Here is a 15714-nt window from a genome sequence, read left to right as displayed (position 1 = left end):
GGAAATTCGAGCGGTGAGGAGGAATCCTCCGACCGTCGCGCTAGCCGCGACGGACACCACGTAAACGAGGTGAGTGAGGACATGTCCGACGGCGAACGAGAAGAATCGCAGGTAGAACGGTCGATGCTCGAAGAGGAGGCCGAAGACGCTGACGAAGCCGAGCACGAGGTCGAAGACCAGTACGAACACGACGCAGGCCACGGGGGAGGCGACCACGGCCACGGCGACCATGACAACCACGGCGGGATGCACGCCGGCCATGAACAGCTGTTCCGACGGCGGTTTTTCGTCTCGACGCTCCTCTCGATTCCGGTTCTTCTCTACAGCGAGACGCTCCAAGACTGGCTCGGATTCTCGGTGCCGTCGTTCCCCGGCAGCGAGTGGATTAATCCGGTGTTCGCGGTGGTTGTCTTCGGATACGGTGGCGTGCCGTTCCTCCGGATGGCGGTTCCGGAACTCCGGGAGCGCGCACCGGGGATGTTGACGCTCATCTCGATGGCGATCAGCGTCGCGTTCGTCTACAGCTTGGCGAGCGTCGTCGTCCCGACGACAGCGGCGTTCTTCTGGGAACTCGTGACGCTCATTGACATCATGCTCCTCGGTCACTGGATCGAGATGCGGAGCGTCCGGCGCGCGTCCGGCGCGCTCGACGAACTCGCGCAGCTGATTCCCGACACCGCCGAGCGCCTCACGCCCGACGGCGAGACCGAAGAAGTTCCGGTGAGCGACCTCCACGAGGGCGATCTCGTCCTCGTACGCCCCGGAGCGAACGTGCCCGCCGACGGCGTGGTCGAGGAGGGCGACTCCGACGTGAACGAGGCGATGATCACGGGCGAGTCCCGAGCCGTCTCGAAGGAGCCGGGGGACGAAGTCATCGGGGGCACCATCAACGGCGACGGGAGCCTCCGCGTCCGCATCACCGCCACGGGCGACGAGACGGCGCTCGCCGGAATCATGCGCCTCGTCGAAGAGGCCCAAGGGAGTCGCTCCCGAACCCAGATGTTGGCCGACCGTGCGGCGGGCTGGCTGTTCTACGTCGCGGTGACGGCGGCGGCGGTCACCGCCATCGCGTGGACGGTCGCAACGTCGTTCGACGCGGCCGTCATCGAACGCGCCGTAACCGTGCTCGTCATTTCGTGTCCGCACGCGCTCGGACTCGCTATCCCCCTCGTCGTCGCCATCAACACGTCGCTCGCCGCGCGCAACGGGATGCTCGTGCGAGACCGAATCGCCATGGAGCAGGCTCTCAACATCGATACGGTGATGTTCGACAAGACAGGGACGCTCACGGAGGGGGAACAGGGCGTCGTGGACATCGGCACTGTCGACGGCGTCGCCGAGGAGGATGCGGTCGCGCTCGCCGCCGCCGTCGAGGGCGACTCGGAACACATGATCGCGGAGGCCGTCCGCGACGCCGCCGACGAACGCGGCGTCACGACCCCGACCGCGGCGACGTTCGAGGCACTCAAGGGTCGCGGCGTCCGAGCGACCGTGAACGGCGAGACGGTGTACGTCGGCGGGCCGAACCTCCTCTCGCAGTTCGAGCGCGACGTCCCGCCCCGACTCGCGGACTTCGCGGAACGCGCCGGGGAGAACGCACAGACCGTCGTGTACCTCGTGCGAGATGACGAGGTGATCGCCGCCTTCGCTCTCGCCGACGTCGTTCGGGAGTCGAGCTATCGGGTCGTCGACGCGCTCCACGAACTGGGCATCGAGGTGGCGATGCTGACCGGTGATAGCGAAGACGTCGCGACCGCCGTCGCCGGCGAACTCGGCATCGACACCGTCTTCGCCGAAGTGCTGCCCGGAGATAAGGACGGAAAGGTCGCCGAACTGCAAGCACAGGGGAAACTCGTGGCGATGGTCGGCGACGGGGTCAACGACGCTCCCGCGCTCACCCGGGCGGACATCGGTATTGCCATCGGGAGCGGGACGGACGTCGCGGTGCAGTCGGCGGATATCATCCTCGTACAGAACAACCCGCTCGACGTGGTTCGGCTCATCAAACTGAGTCGTGCTAGCTATCGGAAGATGCAACAGAATCTGGTCTGGGCAGCGGGCTACAACGTGGTCGCCATCCCGCTGGCGGCGGGCGTGCTCGCGCCGGTCGGCATCCTTCTGTCGCCCGCGGTCGGCGCGCTCCTAATGTCGCTAAGTACGGTCATCGTTGCGATTAACGCGCAGTTCCTCCGACGAGTTGACCTCGACCTACCATCGCTTCCAGGCGTTTCTCCGCGCGCGAGCCCCCGACCAGCGGATTAACTCCCGCGTCGACTCGCTCGAGGACGACGCGGAAGAACGGGGGAGGGGACAGAGCAGGTAGACGGCGACGCCAACGAATTCGAGGCGAACGGAGTTCTTCCGTGGAGTCACCGTTCGGTCGTACCGCGACGAGCAGGGGATAGCGTTCGAGAACGCTCAGTGCCTGTTTCCCCGAACGGAAACCGTTCACTCTCAACTTCCGACAGTAGCGCTGATATGAAAGCGAAAATTCATTCGGAATACCACTCCGAATATATGTTATCGTGGAGCGTCAACTACTTCTATAAGAGTTCGTCGTCGACGAAGCGATGGTGAACGTGCCGGGGCTCGGGAGGATTGTTCGTCGCCACGTGCACGTTCGGATAGTTTTGGATCTTCCGATTCGCTTCCGGAGCGGTGTTCGTTACGACGATAATCGTGAGGTTCGGAGGTAATGTTCGGAAACTATCGATTCCTCTCAGCGACTTCCGCGTTTCGACCCATTCCTCGTACTCACGCCTCGAGCGGAGTTTCCAGGTTCCGCGACGCGCCGGAGGAACCGAAGCCTCTACGGGGAGCGCGGTCTCCGCAGGCGTTGATTCATTTATAGATGGTTCTTCGTCGCAACTATGTGTATTCTATCACTTCATCCTTCGTATTGTCTATATTTTATCATAGATATCAATTTCCGAAGGCGGTGGACAGGGGAGAGCGCACGAGAAGCCGACGCTTTGCTACCGTCGATCGCGTTCAAGCATCGAGATTCCCCTTCGCGTCCCAGATCGTCGTCACGAGGTCTGCGAAAAGCTCCGCTCGCTTAGGATATCCGGATTCGCCGGATTCGTCGACCGGACAGTTCTTCAGGTTCTCGACGAACGCCGCCGAGTACGCGAACTCCAAGACGGTTTCGCGAACGTCGAAGGAGATGGCGTCGTGCTCGTCCGTATCGAGCCAGGACACCGCCGCCGCTCGGTCGCCGTACTCCAGCGTGTAGGTTTCCCCGCCGATCAACTCTACGATGTCGTCTATCGGCGCGATCTTCAGCCATCCGTCGTCGTGTTCGACGTGAAGAACATCGTCTTCGAGTCTCGCCTCATAACGCGGCCTAGAACTCATCGTATCGGAGCTGTGTGACCGGAGGGGTATAAAATAATCGGCGCTGTCGGCCCCAGTTCGTCCGACCGATTCCACAGCGGCTCCCGACGGCGGTCGCGTTCCACGACCACCGTGCGTCGACACAACCTATATTACGCGCCTTTGCGAACTGTGCAGCATGGATTTGACGGTGATGCTACCGCCGCACCCGGATCGGCGGTGGCAGATAGCTCGACAGCTCGGTCTCTCAAGCGCGGTCGTTCGGTTCTGGGGCGAGGAGGAGTGGTGGACGTACGATTCGCTTCGCAGGACTCGAAACCGCTTCGAAGACCACGGACTCTCGCTCGACGTGGTAGAGGATCGCCCGCCGATGGAGCGAACGGTGCTCGGCGAGGAGGGCCGCGACGAGGAGATAGCGACCGTCAAGCGATTGCTCCGAAACATGGGTCGAGTCGGCGTCGACGTCTACTGCTGGGTCTGGACGGAGAACCCGGTGGGTGTCCTTCGAACGTCCGACTCCGTCCCGCTCCGAGGAGAGTCGCTCACGACGGCCTACAACCACGAACAGTCCGAGCGCGCACCCGAGAATCCGAGGGCCGGCGTCACCGAGGAGGAACTCTGGGAGAATCTGGCGTACTTCCTGGACGAGGTCGTCCCGGTCGCGGAGGAGGCGGGGGTCAAGTTGGCACTCCATCCCGACGACCCGCCGATATCGCCGGTTCGCGGCGTTCCGCGACTCGTCACCTCCGTGGAGAACGTCGAGCGCATCCTCGATCTCCACGACAGCCCGAACCACGGGCTGACCTTCTGTCAGGGGAACTTCTCCGCCATGGGTGCCGACGTGCCAAAGACGATTCGGCGGTTCGGTGATCGCATCCACTTCGTCCACTTCCGCGACGTGGAAGGGACGGCGGACTCCTTCGTCGAGACGTGGCACGAGGAGGGGCAGACGGACATGCTCGCCGCGATGGAGGCCTACCGGGACGTCGGATTCGACGGGCCAATTCGCCCCGACCACGTTCCGAAGATGGTCGGCGAGGAAGACCGAAAAGAGGCGATGGCCGGCTACACCGACATGGGACGGCTGTACGCAGTCGGCTACATGAGAGGGCTGTTGGAGCAAATTGACGCGGCGCGGTGATCCGCGCAGAACGACGGAACGCACCGACGACGCTGTGATTCGACCGCCGATGTGCCCCGTACCGAAGTTTTATTGGCGGCGTCCGAGCATAGACGCCCATGGGATTCATCGACGAGCGATACCTGCTGGACACCGAGACGGCGCACCGACTCTATCGGACTATCGCCGACCTCCCGGTCGTCGACCCACACAACCACATCGACCTCGCCGAGGTCGTTGGGAACGACCGGTGGAACGACATCTGGGAGGTCGAGGGCGCAACGGATCACTACGTCTGGCAACTCATGCGCAAGCGGGGTGTTCCCGAAGAGAAGATAACCGGCGACGCCGAAAACAGGGAGAAGTGGGACGCGCTCGCCGCGGTGTTCCCGGATTTCGCGGGCAACCCCACCTACGAGTGGGTTCACCTCGATCTGAAGCGTCGCTTCGGCATCGAGACGCCCATCAGCGCCGACACGGCCGACGAAATCTGGGAGGAGACGGCGAGGCAACTCGCCGAGCCGCGGATGCGCCCGCAGCAGGTGCTCCGAGATATGAACGTCGAGGTGCTGTGCAGTAGCGACGACCCGACCTCCCGACTGACGTACCACGAACGCGCAGAAGACGAAGTCGAGGGCGTCGAAATCAGACCCACGTGGCGACCGGATCGCGCGATGAAGATCGAACGCGACGAATGGTCGACGTTCGTCTCGGAACTGGACGACGTGACCGAGAACCCCGTCGACGATTTCGCCGGATTCCTCGACGCACTCGAAGAGACGCACGACTACTTCGTCGGTCACGGCTGCGTCGCCTGCGACATCGGCATGGGAACCGAACCCGCCTCGAAATCGGTGAGCCGCGAGCGGGCGGAGGCTGTGTACGAGAAGGCGCGTCGGGGGAGGAACCCGTCTACGGCGGAGGTGCGGGACTTCAAGGCGTTCCTGCTCGATTTCATTGGCGAGCTGAACAACGAGGCAGGGTGGGTGACCCAACTGCACATCGGAGCCGTCCGCGACTATCGGGAGTCGGTGTCGGAGGAACTCGGGCCCAACGCCGGCGGCGACGTTTCGACGCAGAACCTCGACCTCGTCGGCGGACTCGACCACTTCCTCGACGCCTTCGACGGCGAGATGGATATCGTGCTCTACGTGCTCGACCCGACGCACTATCCGAGCGCGACGGTCGTGACCCGCGCGTACCCCAACGTGAGCATCGGTCCCGCCTGGTGGTTCAACGACAGCCCTTTCGGGATGGCGAACCAGCTCGAACGCGTCGCGGCCGTGGATCTGCTCGCGAACTCCGCCGGGATGGTCAGCGACTCGCGGAAGATCGTCTCCTACGGGTCGCGCTTCGAGATGTTCCGGCGGACGCTCGCCACCGTCGTCGGCGAGATGGTCGAACGGGGGCAGATTCCGTTCGAGAACGCTCGACGACTCGTCGAGCACGTCGCCTACGACCGGCCGAAGGAGCTATACGGTCTCTGAGCGAGCCGAAGCCCCACCCCCGACACCGACAGAATGAAGTAGAGGTCGTCGGTGGTATTCTACACGCATGGCAGAGAAACTCAGTGGCCAGACCGCGATCATCACGGGCTCTAGCCAAGGAATCGGGAACGGAATCGCCGAGCGGTTCGCAGAGGAGGGGGCGAACGTCGTTGTCAACTCGCGGTCGCAGGAGCGCGCCGAGGATGTCGCGACGGCCATCGAGTCCACGGGGGGCACCGCCATCGGCGTCGAAGCCGACGTGACGAATCCAAACTCGATGGAGGCGCTCGTCCAGACGACGGTCGAGACGTTCGGCGGACTCGACGTCATGGTGAACAACGCCGGCGTCACGACGCTCGACCGGGCCGAGGAGTTTGATATCGAGGAGTGGCGGAACATCGTCGACGTCGACCTGAACGGCACGTTCATCGGGTGTCAGGTGGCGGGTCGGCGGATGATAGAACAGGAAGACGGCGGCGCTATTCTCAACATGTCCTCGCTGATGGGCGGTCGCGGCCTCCAGATGCGCTCGCCGTACTGCGCGTCGAAGGCCGGGGTGAACAACCTCACACGGACGCTCGCGGTCGAGTGGGCGGAACACGATATCTACGTCAACGCGCTCGCGCCGGGGTTCATCTGGACCGAAATCACGGATCAGACGCAGAGCGCGGCAAGTTACACCGACGACGATATCCGCGACCGAACCCCCTTGAACCGGTTCGGGACGGTCGAGGAGATGGCCGAGTGCGCGCTCTTTCTTGTTGGGCGGAACAACTTCGTCACCGGCGAAGTTCTGTACGCGGACGGCGGATGGCAGGCGTACGGGTGGGGTTGCGGCGACCAATAGCGGTTTCTCGGGTATCGGTACTGGTACTAGTATCGATCCGCGACCGATCACGGCACCTGATGCGGTGACCGTCATCCTCGACCGAGACCAGGAGACGGTACCATGGCCGAGCAGCGGAGGCGCGTAGTGCCACTGGGGGTGACCTCACCCACCGTCGATACCGAGTGAAATGCGATCCGCTACGGACAACCCATCCGAACTGCGGACGTGTGGAGACAGTCGTCGAACGACGAATCGTCGCACAGCCGCCCACCGCGCTGGTTCCGTATCTCAGAACGAGGAAAGGGGGAGTAGCGATAGCGAGCGAAACCATTACAGCCGTATGTCTGTAAAGCGGCAAGAGAAGGCGCCGGTAAAAGGTGCGCATCTCGGTCGGACGGTGTCGGTACCGCGTCTCGTTCCTAGATAGAGAACGCCTAGCGGCTCAGTAGTTGATATTGAGTTCGATGACGTTCGCCGCGTTGAGCACCCGTTTCGGTAGTCCCCCATGGAGGTCTTCGTCGCTGACCCGGCTCGCTGGGGCCGAGACGCTGATGGCACCCAGAATGTCGTTCGAGGACGCTTTCACCGGTGCCGCGATGCAGCGAAGCCCTTCGAGACGCTCCCCGTCGTCGATGGCGTACCCGCGCTCACGAACATCCGCTAGCGTGTCGAATAATTCCTCCCGCGTTCCGATGCTCTGGGAAGTCTTGCGTTTGAGTCCGTGTCGGTCGATGATATCGTCGACCCGCTCCTCGGGGAGATGCGCGAGGATGGCCTTCCCGAGCGCTGTGGTGTGCAGGTACGTTCGGAGGCCAGCGTACGTGTCGAGGTCGACGGCCTTTGCCCCCTTGGCTCGCATCAGGTAGATCCCCCTGCCCTGTTCTTCTACGAGCAGGTTCGCCAGCTCCCCGGTTTCGTCGGCGAGCGACTTCACCTCCGGTTCCGCCACCTCGTAGAGTTCCATGGACTTCCGAATGTGTCCGCCGATGTCGAGGAACTTCAGGCCGAGTTGGTACTCGTCGCCGACTTTCAGCACATATCCGTGTTCCCGGAGCGTCGTCAAGTGATTGTGAACCATGCTCTTGCCCATACCGAGCCTGTCAGCGAGTTCCGTCACCCCGCAGGGGCCATGCGTCTTCAACTCCTCAACCAGTGTGAGCGTCTTCTCGGTGGTTTGTACCGGGTGTTTTGCGTTCATGCTAGTATATTCCTTGCAGGCGGTATTGATAAATGTTCTGGAGAACAGAACGCTCATTGATGCGATCGGCGACGTGAACGATACCGATTCTCGGTCGTCCGCGACGACTGCGTTCGAAGTCGACGCTCCCGTTCGAATGCGTCCGAAAGGAGGGAACCGACGTGGAGAAAACCATCATGTCGACGCGCAAATTCGATGCAGAGCGCGCTGGACGTGTCGATGCGCGTCGACATGATAGACCTGATGATCACGCTTTAGGATCTGTTCGATACGTTGTACCTGTTCATCTCGCACAACACACGACGAACCAACAAAGTGTGCGTACTTTTTCTGTTCCCGCGTGAGTGTAACCGCAGGCGAGAGATTCTTGCCCTTGCAAACTGATTATCGTGCAGATAGAAATTTTGGACAAATCGGAGCTAATTCTATATATGGAATTAGTTGATATAAGTGTGAATGAATTTCGAGAAAGATATAAAGCACTTTCTATATGTTTATGGTGCATGATTCGTGATGACCAACTGACTATTTACGTCGGCGACGATCTCAAACTGGAACTTGAACGTTACGTAACCGAGGAAGACTAGACCGTTTCGACCTATGCCGCCAACCGCCTCGAACATTCAACTGATTAGCTGGATTACTCCAAACTGCGGTGGAAATAAAACACGTATCAAATCTATCTTCAGAAACCGCATAATTTCACAGCTTCTGATAATTTTAAATTTCATACCACTCAATACGATGATTTGGTTTATACAAAAGTATTTAACGGCGGAATGTAATTGTTCACTGTCAATTATCCGTTCGTTGTTGACTTCTCGTTGATTTTGGCGAAGTCGCCAATATTGCCACTCATAAAAGGCAAATGGACGCTCGTCTCTGACGGCATTTCGAGTGGAATCAAGGGTAACGAAATTGGCTCAACGCGCCCCCCTACGATTAGACCAGACGAATACTCCATTTAATCGTCAACGCTGGCTTTCTGTAGTAGGCCTGTGCACCGCCAGTCTGGTTTAGAAAACGGACTACCGAATCAGACAATTCCTCTTTGGATTCATTCGTAGGATGTAAAGACGAGCAGCAGATTCATATAATTACAAATTAACGGATAACCGTCCAAATGAGATTTGAGAAATATTCCTCTGTCTCACTGCATAACGTCGCGGAAATAACACAAACCGATTGGACCACAGGTGGTGATCGATTGTGTCGGGTTCCACGCTCGGTGGGAGCAGGACTGAATGTTAACGCTCGCGAACGCATGAGACATCCAACAGGGAGTGAGATCCGGTTTGTCCCCATCCATGAAGGAAATACCATCAATATCACCCTCTCTGCCGCTGAACGAACGCTGGTTCGTACTTTCTGGGGCTCGTTTCAGCCATGGGAACCCGACGAAATCGGCCCAACGCCCAAGACGATTTCGTTCACTATCCCAGACCGGCTCAAAGAACTCAGAACTACTGAAGGAGCTGGAAGATTTGATCCACACGTCTGCCGAATTCTGCTTGAACGTATCCCAGCGGTTGCTCTTCACGATGTCAGCGGCAACTGTCGCCCCCCTACCCTGGGCGAATTACCCCCTTATCGATACTTAGCATACGGAACATCAATAACTGAAGGCGCTGTAGCATCGGCACCACACCTAAATTACGTTACACACGTCGCTCGAAAGCTCGGTTATGACGCCTTGAATTTCGGTTGCTCTGGATCCGCCTACTGTGAACCATCAATGGCGGATTATATTGCAAGCCGTGACGATTGGGACGTGGCGACACTTGCCCTCTCCGTTAATATGGCGAATCGGGGGTTTACGGTGACGCAGTTCCGTGAACGAGCCAGAGCATTTATTGAAACAATCGCTGAGGCGCATCCCGACAAACCAGTTGCATGTGTAACTCTGTTTCCTTATTTCGCAGATATCATCAACGGGAGTGATGCCGAACGAGCTAGTGACTTCCGAGCGGAGTTGCGTTCTATCGTTTCCAAATCGCAGCACTCTAATCTCACTCTGGTTGAGGGGTCGAATTTGATGGATATCTCCGGATTAACGGCGGATCTTCTCCATCCAGGCGATGCCGGAATGGAGGCTATTGGGGAGGGAATAGCCGGGCATCTCAAGAATTCAAGCAATTTAGCGGAATAACTATGATGAAGCGATTATCTCATGCTGGTCCGCCATTTTCGGTTGAACCTCTTGAGACGATTCAGGTCGTTGTGGCGACAGTTGGACCAGTCAGTACTCTGCTGACTGTTGCTTTCGCCACCACCGGAGCGCTCGCCCCCCGTACCTGAGCGAGTAGAACCCAGTGTACCCAAGCACAAAGAGGATGATCGTCACCATCGCGTATAGACCGAGGAATCCCGCGGCTTTGACCAGTCCGGCAGTCTGAGCGGCGAATCCTATTGCGAACAGGAAGAGTGTTATTGGGAAAAGCGAGAACAGGTATGGGTGTTCGAAGTACTCCATGTACACGTCGATCATGATCGTACTGATACGAGCGCAGGGATATTAATCATACGGTTATTCTGTTACATTCGATCTAAATATGATGAATTTAAGTGATTTAGGCGGCATTCGCAGATCACAGAAACAAAAACGTTTATTACGGATAGTTCAAATTGTAGTACGAATGAGGCTCATCAGCGGTTTGCCATTCCATGTATACGGTAGTCCATTCGATCACGATACCGGCCAACCCACTACGGAGGCTATACGATGTCAAATGAAGTGATGGGCGCACCAACCACCGTTGAAAGAGGCGTAGACGATCCAATCATCACGGTCCGTAACGTGAACGTTCAATTTAAGATGGGATCGGGCGTTTCACATGTTCTTAAGGATATCAACATCGACATCCAGCGCGGCGAAACGCTGGGAGTCGTCGGGGAGAGTGGCAGCGGTAAGTCCATGTTTGTGGACTCACTGCTTGACGCAGTCGTTGAACCCGGGATTCTAAGCGGCGAGATTGTCTATTACCCGCCGGAAGGCGAACCGATCGACGTTCTCGGTTTGAAGCCGTGGGAACTGCGCGAACTCCGGTGGGAGGAGATCTCAATGGTGTTCCAGGGCGCCATGAGCGCGTTCAACCCGACCATGACCATCGGGGAACACTTCGAGGAGACGTTAGAGGCACACGGACGGGACAAGACGGAAGGGATCGAACGCGCCCATCAACTGCTCACCGACCTCCATCTCGAACCAGAGCGAATGCTCGGGTCGTTCCCCCACGAGGTCAGCGGTGGACAGAAACAACGCGCGCTCATCGCGCTCTCGCTCATCCTCGAACCAGAAGTTCTGATAATGGATGAGCCGACGGCGGCTCTTGACCTCCTTATGCAGCGGTCGATCCTTAACTTGCTGTACGACGTGAAGGACAAGTACGACCTCACACTGGTGTTTATCAGCCACGATCTCCCTATCGTCTCTGGGTTCGCAGACCGGTTAGGCGTGATGTACGCCTTCGAGTTCGTCGAGGTCGGGGAGGCGAACGAGATACTCGGCAACGCCGCTCACCCATACACGCGGGCACTATTGAAATCCGTCCCGAATCTCGCGACACCGCTCGGCGAGATGAAGCAGATCGAGGGCGAGAGCCCTAACCCTACGAACCATCCTACAGGCTGTTCGTATCACCCGCGATGTCCGCTTTCGGACGATCTCTGTATCGAGGAGGATCCCGCCTTCTATGACGTGAACACCGACCACACGGTGACGTGCCACTACTGGGAGGACGCCGCGGAGGAGATTCCGCTCTCGTTCGCGGAGGAGGAGCAGCGATGAGCTTCAATGACAAATCACTGATTGAGATTAGTGACCTCGAGATTCACTTCGATAACACCTCAATGCTTGACACGATGGTGCCTGAGTGGGTCAAAAGCCGGCTCGGTATTGAGGGGGATCCGACGGTTAGAGCCGTTGACGGAGTTAACATCGACATCGGTGAGAATGACGTCATCGCACTTGTTGGCGAGTCTGGGTGCGGAAAAACGACACTCGGGAAAGCAGCTGTCGGTCTCCAGCGTCCAACAGACGGATCGATCAAGTACCACGGCCACGATATTTGGGAGGTTCGAGACGGAAACGCGGACACGGATATGACTTTCGAGGAGGTTCGTCGTGCGCTCCAGATTATCCATCAAGATCCTGGGGCAGCCTTGAACCCATATAGGCCCGTCCTCGACAACCTCGCAGTCCCGCTTAAACGGTGGCATCCTGAACTCAACTACGAGGAGCGCCGAGCGCGCATTCTAGATATGCTCCAGCGGACAGGGATCAGTCCGCCCGAGGACTATGCGGAACGATATGTTCACCAGCTCTCAGGCGGTGAGAAACAACGCGTAGCGCTCATCAGGGCACTACTCGTAGAGCCCGACGTGATTCTTGCCGACGAAGCAGTTAGTGCCCTTGACGTCTCACTTCGAATCGGAGTGATGGATTTGTTCCTCGAGATGCAGGACATCTTCAATACCTCGTTCGTGTTCATCAGCCATGATCTAGCCAATGCGCGCTACCTTGCTGGAAAGTCCGGGGGGAAGATCGCAGTCATGTACCTCGGGGAGATTGTCGAGATTGGGACGGCGGACGAGATCATCAATAACCCTCAACACCCCTATACCCAAGTACTACAGTGGGCGACGCCAGTACTCAATCCCGACCAGGCTGAGGAGGCGATGCGCGAGGATCCGCCAGTGAGGAACATTGACATTCCGGACGCGACGAAACCACCGTCGGGCTGCCGATTCCATACGCGCTGTTCAGAGGCTAGAGAAGTCTGTCGCCGTGAACATCCACATATGTACGACAGCGGGAAGGGTGGGTTCCACCAGTCAGCGTGCTTCCGCCAGGTTCAGGATCACGAGTATTGGGAGAGCGAACAGCTAAAAGACAAAGCCAATTACGAAGACGGGCCTCCGACTGAGGACTCAGTCACCGAGACGTGAATTAGTACGTAGCTCTACATATAATAGCTGACACGGAGAGCGAGCAGCTTGGTGTTCGATAGCGTACGAACAGATAACGCGTCTCTCAAGCTAAAACGGAGTCCACTCAGAGTAGAGTGCTACGGCGACGCCCACGATCGTCACACCGAGGACGACGGCGCTGACTTGGCCAATAACGTAGGAAGGAGTGTTTGGTTCGAGGTAGAGGAACGCCCACCCGAGCAACAGTAGCAATCCACTGTTGACGGCGAGGATGACCAGCCAGAGTTGCTCGCTGTGACTTCGCGGTCGACGTGCCATGATTCACATTGAAATCGACACGGAATAAGCTTAAGGGTTCATACCGTCTGTCCCATTCGGATAGTGCCTCAGGGTCGAACAGATCAACAAATGAACTCCCGCCCACACCTCGACGCTCTTCTCTCAAAAAGCAATCGACCAAAAGACACTCTGTAATTCACTTGCTCGGTAAGTACTTCAGCCTCGGTTGTTCGCGCAAGTAAGAACTTCTCGGCGTGAATAGTTCCCTGTCAACCGTCGGCGAGCACTTTCGAAATTGCCTCTACAGTGATCTACGTCTCAAAACAAATCTTAGGAAGTATTAACATATAGTAAGTGAGTCTCTATTTCCCATAAGCCATCGATCTCGTTGTGATCCTAGAATTCGGTGGTAGAATTACTCGTCTAACATTCGTTCCGGTGGGGCGAATCTATTCCGTCATCACATTATTTGGTGATTTAGCAGTCAAATTCTCCTTCAAGGCCGATATCAATGTGGATAGCATCTCGCTATTGTAGTCAAAATTTTGGTGAATTGTCATAACGTCTATTATTTTTGTACATTTACCGGAAGTTTTATAATGTTTAGTTATACAATCCTAAGCGATGTCGACAGATAGAAGCTGGCGAGACTGTATATCACGCCGATCGATGCTCGAAATGACTTGCGTTGCGGGCCTCGGAACGCTCGCCGGCTGTTCCGGTGATAGCCCTGACAATCCGGGAGAAGTCAAAGGGAATGGCTCCCAGAATAATGGGGGCGGTAGCGATGCGAACAAAAATCTAGCAAAGAATTACGAAGAGCAACTCAGTCAAGTTGTTCCGTCGGGGGCAGTCAATCCCTATCAAGGGGAGTGGATATACAATCCATATCACACGAGTTGGAATCCTGGTGACGCGCAGGAGATGAGCTACGAGTACTTCGCCGTGTACAACACGAAAAAGGGAGAGTTCATCCCTCGGGTCGGCAAAGAGTGGTCACACAAGGATGGGGTATCACGTGGTGTGCTGAAGAAAAACTACGCATGGTCGAACGGCAATCCCATCACCGCAAAGGATATTGTGACCACGATCAAGCTAGCAATATACATGGATCAAGGGATTTCCCAATTCCTCAATCCAGACGGCGTCAAAGAAGTCAGCAAGTACGAGTTCGAACTCAAGCCGCGGTCTGAATACAAGAATATCGAGAAGGATTTGTGGTACAACCAGTGGCTGGAAACGCTGATAAATACCCCCGCCTCCCATTTCAGAAAATACGTCAAGAAATTCGATAAGGCCTCGAGTAAAGATGAGGTCAAGGCGGTACAGAAAGAACTTGTTCAGTTCGATCCCCATTGGAACGAGATCGCCTTCTCCGGGCCGTTTGTTTACGTCGAAGCGAACGAGCAGTACGCCGACCAAATCCCGAACCAAGAGCACCCTATCGCCAAAGACTTCGGGTTCTATCAACGGCATGGCGTCTACGAGGAAGAGGCGGGGTTACGAGCGGGAGAGGTTACGTATCACCACCAGTCATCCACGCTCAAAGACCTGCCCAAGAAGTACGATTCTCCACCCGTAGCTTTCTCGGGCCAATCGTTCGCCCTTCTCTTCGGACCCACAGACGAGTTTATCAAGTCCGATCCCCGTGTCCGGCAGGCGCTGGCACATGCCATCGATTTCAACTCTGTCGTCCAAGTGACGAAGCCAGGGACACCTGTTGACAAGTACTCCGGCGGAATAGATGCTGGCTATATCAAACACTTCGTCAAGAAAGACGTTCTCTCCTCGATGACGAACTACGTACCGAGGGATACCGGCCGGGCGACGAGCCTCCTCAAGGAAGCTGGCTTTTCCAAGAAAGGCGGTAAGTGGCACAATCCGAACGGGAAACAGTGGAAGTTGAATTTCCCGGTCGGAGATTGGTTTGCAACTCCAAGCCAAATCGTTTCGGACAACCTCTCTCAGTTCGGCATCTCCGTTGACCACTACGTCGACGAGATGGCTACATGGAACGCAGAGGTTGAACAACCTCTCAAATACGACATCAGTCTGCATCTCAACTACGGGGAGGCGCGCAAGTACCATTCCTATCCTGACTTGGAAGCAGCGTACTTCGGTTCAATCCGTGGTGCCGTGAACAAAGTGGGAAGCCTCTCGAAGGAAGTGGAGGTTCCTGAAGTAGGGAATCCTGAGGGAAGCACGATAACGATTAATCTCCGTAAGACGCTGGACGAACTCTCGGTGGCAGGGTCGAGTAAAGAGGCCAAGAAACTCTCGACGCAACTCGCGTGGGCGCACAACCAGCTCCTTCCTGGAGCACAGATTTTCCCGTGGAGTGAGTTCTACTGGGTGAACGCTGGAGACTGGAACTTCGATCTTGACAGCAATGCATGGCTGACCTCAAATCGGATCGCCCACTACTTCCTCCAGCATGGCCTGCAGCAAAAGTGAGCGTCAAATATAAGACGTGAATTCGTCATGATCACTACATCAGCCATACAACACAAGCTTTTATTATGTTGGATGGAACTAT

12 protein-coding genes are annotated in these 15714 nt (G+C 57.1%); 8 read left to right on the top strand and 4 right to left on the bottom strand.

Translation table 11 applies throughout. The annotated features are described in order from the left end of the window. Window positions 1-123 precede the first annotated feature (123 nt). Window positions 124-2262 carry a copper-translocating P-type ATPase gene (locus LIW51_RS24315; RefSeq protein ID WP_438267434.1) on the top strand — a complete coding sequence of 713 codons (2139 nt, stop codon included), beginning with the start codon at window positions 124-126 and terminating at the stop codon, window positions 2260-2262. Window positions 2263-2991: 729 nt separating this feature from the next. Here LIW51_RS24315 and LIW51_RS24310 read toward each other — a convergent pair. Beyond that, window positions 2992-3357, bottom strand: coding sequence for a hypothetical protein (locus tag LIW51_RS24310; RefSeq protein WP_227378721.1), 366 nt, complete (start codon window positions 3355-3357; stop codon window positions 2992-2994). Window positions 3358-3514: 157 nt separating this feature from the next. Between LIW51_RS24310 and LIW51_RS24305 the strand changes: the two genes are divergently transcribed. The 3 genes from LIW51_RS24305 (at window position 3515) to LIW51_RS24295 (ending at window position 6790) form a co-directional block, all read left to right on the top strand. Then, window positions 3515-4477: a mannonate dehydratase gene (locus LIW51_RS24305; RefSeq protein ID WP_227378720.1), complete on the top strand. Its 963-nt coding sequence runs from the start codon at window positions 3515-3517 to the stop codon at window positions 4475-4477. Window positions 4478-4575: 98 nt separating this feature from the next. After that, window positions 4576-5943: a glucuronate isomerase gene (uxaC, locus tag LIW51_RS24300; protein ID WP_227378719.1), complete on the top strand. Its 1368-nt coding sequence runs from the start codon at window positions 4576-4578 to the stop codon at window positions 5941-5943. 67 nt (window positions 5944-6010) lie between these two features. After that, a complete protein-coding gene (locus LIW51_RS24295; RefSeq protein WP_227378718.1) occupies window positions 6011-6790 on the top strand; it encodes an SDR family NAD(P)-dependent oxidoreductase in 780 nt (259 codons plus the stop codon). A gap of 424 nt (window positions 6791-7214) precedes the next feature. Here LIW51_RS24295 and LIW51_RS24290 read toward each other — a convergent pair whose 3' ends face one another. Further along, the gene (locus tag LIW51_RS24290) at window positions 7215-7970 is read right to left on the bottom strand and encodes an IclR family transcriptional regulator (protein WP_227378717.1); all 756 of its coding nucleotides are present in this window, start codon (window positions 7968-7970) and stop codon (window positions 7215-7217) included. A 1123-nt stretch (window positions 7971-9093) separates the two neighbouring features. On the opposite strand from LIW51_RS24290, the gene LIW51_RS24285 reads away from it, so the two are divergent. Then, complete coding sequence (locus LIW51_RS24285) at window positions 9094-10119, top strand: SGNH/GDSL hydrolase family protein (RefSeq protein WP_227378716.1); 1026 nt, start codon at window positions 9094-9096, stop codon at window positions 10117-10119. A 90-nt stretch (window positions 10120-10209) separates the two neighbouring features. On the opposite strand, the gene LIW51_RS24280 is transcribed toward LIW51_RS24285, so the two are convergent. After that, on the bottom strand, window positions 10210-10458 hold the full coding sequence (locus LIW51_RS24280) for a hypothetical protein (protein WP_227378715.1): 249 nt from the start codon (window positions 10456-10458) through the stop codon (window positions 10210-10212). A gap of 234 nt (window positions 10459-10692) precedes the next feature. Between LIW51_RS24280 and LIW51_RS24275 the strand changes: the two genes are divergently transcribed. Together LIW51_RS24275 and LIW51_RS24270 are read left to right on the top strand one after the other, a co-directional pair. Then, window positions 10693-11757 (top strand): ABC transporter ATP-binding protein, encoded by a 1065-nt coding sequence (locus tag LIW51_RS24275; RefSeq protein ID WP_227378714.1) that lies wholly within the window; start codon window positions 10693-10695, stop codon window positions 11755-11757. Beyond that, the gene (locus LIW51_RS24270) at window positions 11754-12917 is read left to right on the top strand and encodes an ABC transporter ATP-binding protein (RefSeq protein ID WP_227378713.1); all 1164 of its coding nucleotides are present in this window, start codon (window positions 11754-11756) and stop codon (window positions 12915-12917) included. The genes LIW51_RS24275 and LIW51_RS24270 overlap by 4 nt, the downstream gene beginning before the upstream one ends. Before the next feature lie 90 nt (window positions 12918-13007). Here LIW51_RS24270 and LIW51_RS24265 read toward each other — a convergent pair whose 3' ends face one another. Beyond that, complete coding sequence (locus LIW51_RS24265; protein ID WP_227378712.1) at window positions 13008-13217, bottom strand: hypothetical protein; 210 nt, start codon at window positions 13215-13217, stop codon at window positions 13008-13010. Window positions 13218-13847: 630 nt separating this feature from the next. On the opposite strand from LIW51_RS24265, the gene LIW51_RS24260 reads away from it, so the two are divergent. Further along, entirely contained in the window at window positions 13848-15632 is a 1785-nt protein-coding gene (locus tag LIW51_RS24260; RefSeq protein WP_227378711.1) for an ABC transporter substrate-binding protein, read from the top strand. Window positions 15633-15714: the final 82 nt, after the last annotated feature.

Origin of the sequence: Haladaptatus halobius (assembly GCF_020618475.1) — an archaeon.
Lineage (GTDB): Archaea > Halobacteriota > Halobacteria > Halobacteriales > Haladaptataceae > Haladaptatus > Haladaptatus halobius.
Note: the sequence above shows the minus strand (reverse complement) of the source record. Positions and strands in the feature narration are given on the sequence as shown.

Bases quoted from the DNA above. Each gene is read 5' to 3' on its own strand.
- LIW51_RS24315 (WP_438267434.1), top strand. From the start codon at position 124: ATGCTCGAAGAGGAGGCCGAAGACGCTGACGAAGCCGAGCACGAGGTC.
- LIW51_RS24310 (WP_227378721.1), bottom strand. From the start codon at position 3,357: ATGAGTTCTAGGCCGCGTTATGAGGCGAGACTCGAAGACGATGTTCTT.
- LIW51_RS24305 (WP_227378720.1), top strand. From the start codon at position 3,515: ATGGATTTGACGGTGATGCTACCGCCGCACCCGGATCGGCGGTGGCAG.
- uxaC (WP_227378719.1), top strand. From the start codon at position 4,576: ATGGGATTCATCGACGAGCGATACCTGCTGGACACCGAGACGGCGCAC.
- LIW51_RS24295 (WP_227378718.1), top strand. From the start codon at position 6,011: ATGGCAGAGAAACTCAGTGGCCAGACCGCGATCATCACGGGCTCTAGC.
- LIW51_RS24290 (WP_227378717.1), bottom strand. From the start codon at position 7,970: ATGAACGCAAAACACCCGGTACAAACCACCGAGAAGACGCTCACACTG.
- LIW51_RS24285 (WP_227378716.1), top strand. From the start codon at position 9,094: ATGAGATTTGAGAAATATTCCTCTGTCTCACTGCATAACGTCGCGGAA.
- LIW51_RS24280 (WP_227378715.1), bottom strand. From the start codon at position 10,458: ATGATCGACGTGTACATGGAGTACTTCGAACACCCATACCTGTTCTCG.
- LIW51_RS24275 (WP_227378714.1), top strand. From the start codon at position 10,693: ATGTCAAATGAAGTGATGGGCGCACCAACCACCGTTGAAAGAGGCGTA.
- LIW51_RS24270 (WP_227378713.1), top strand. From the start codon at position 11,754: ATGAGCTTCAATGACAAATCACTGATTGAGATTAGTGACCTCGAGATT.
- LIW51_RS24265 (WP_227378712.1), bottom strand. From the start codon at position 13,217: ATGGCACGTCGACCGCGAAGTCACAGCGAGCAACTCTGGCTGGTCATC.
- LIW51_RS24260 (WP_227378711.1), top strand. From the start codon at position 13,848: ATGCTCGAAATGACTTGCGTTGCGGGCCTCGGAACGCTCGCCGGCTGT.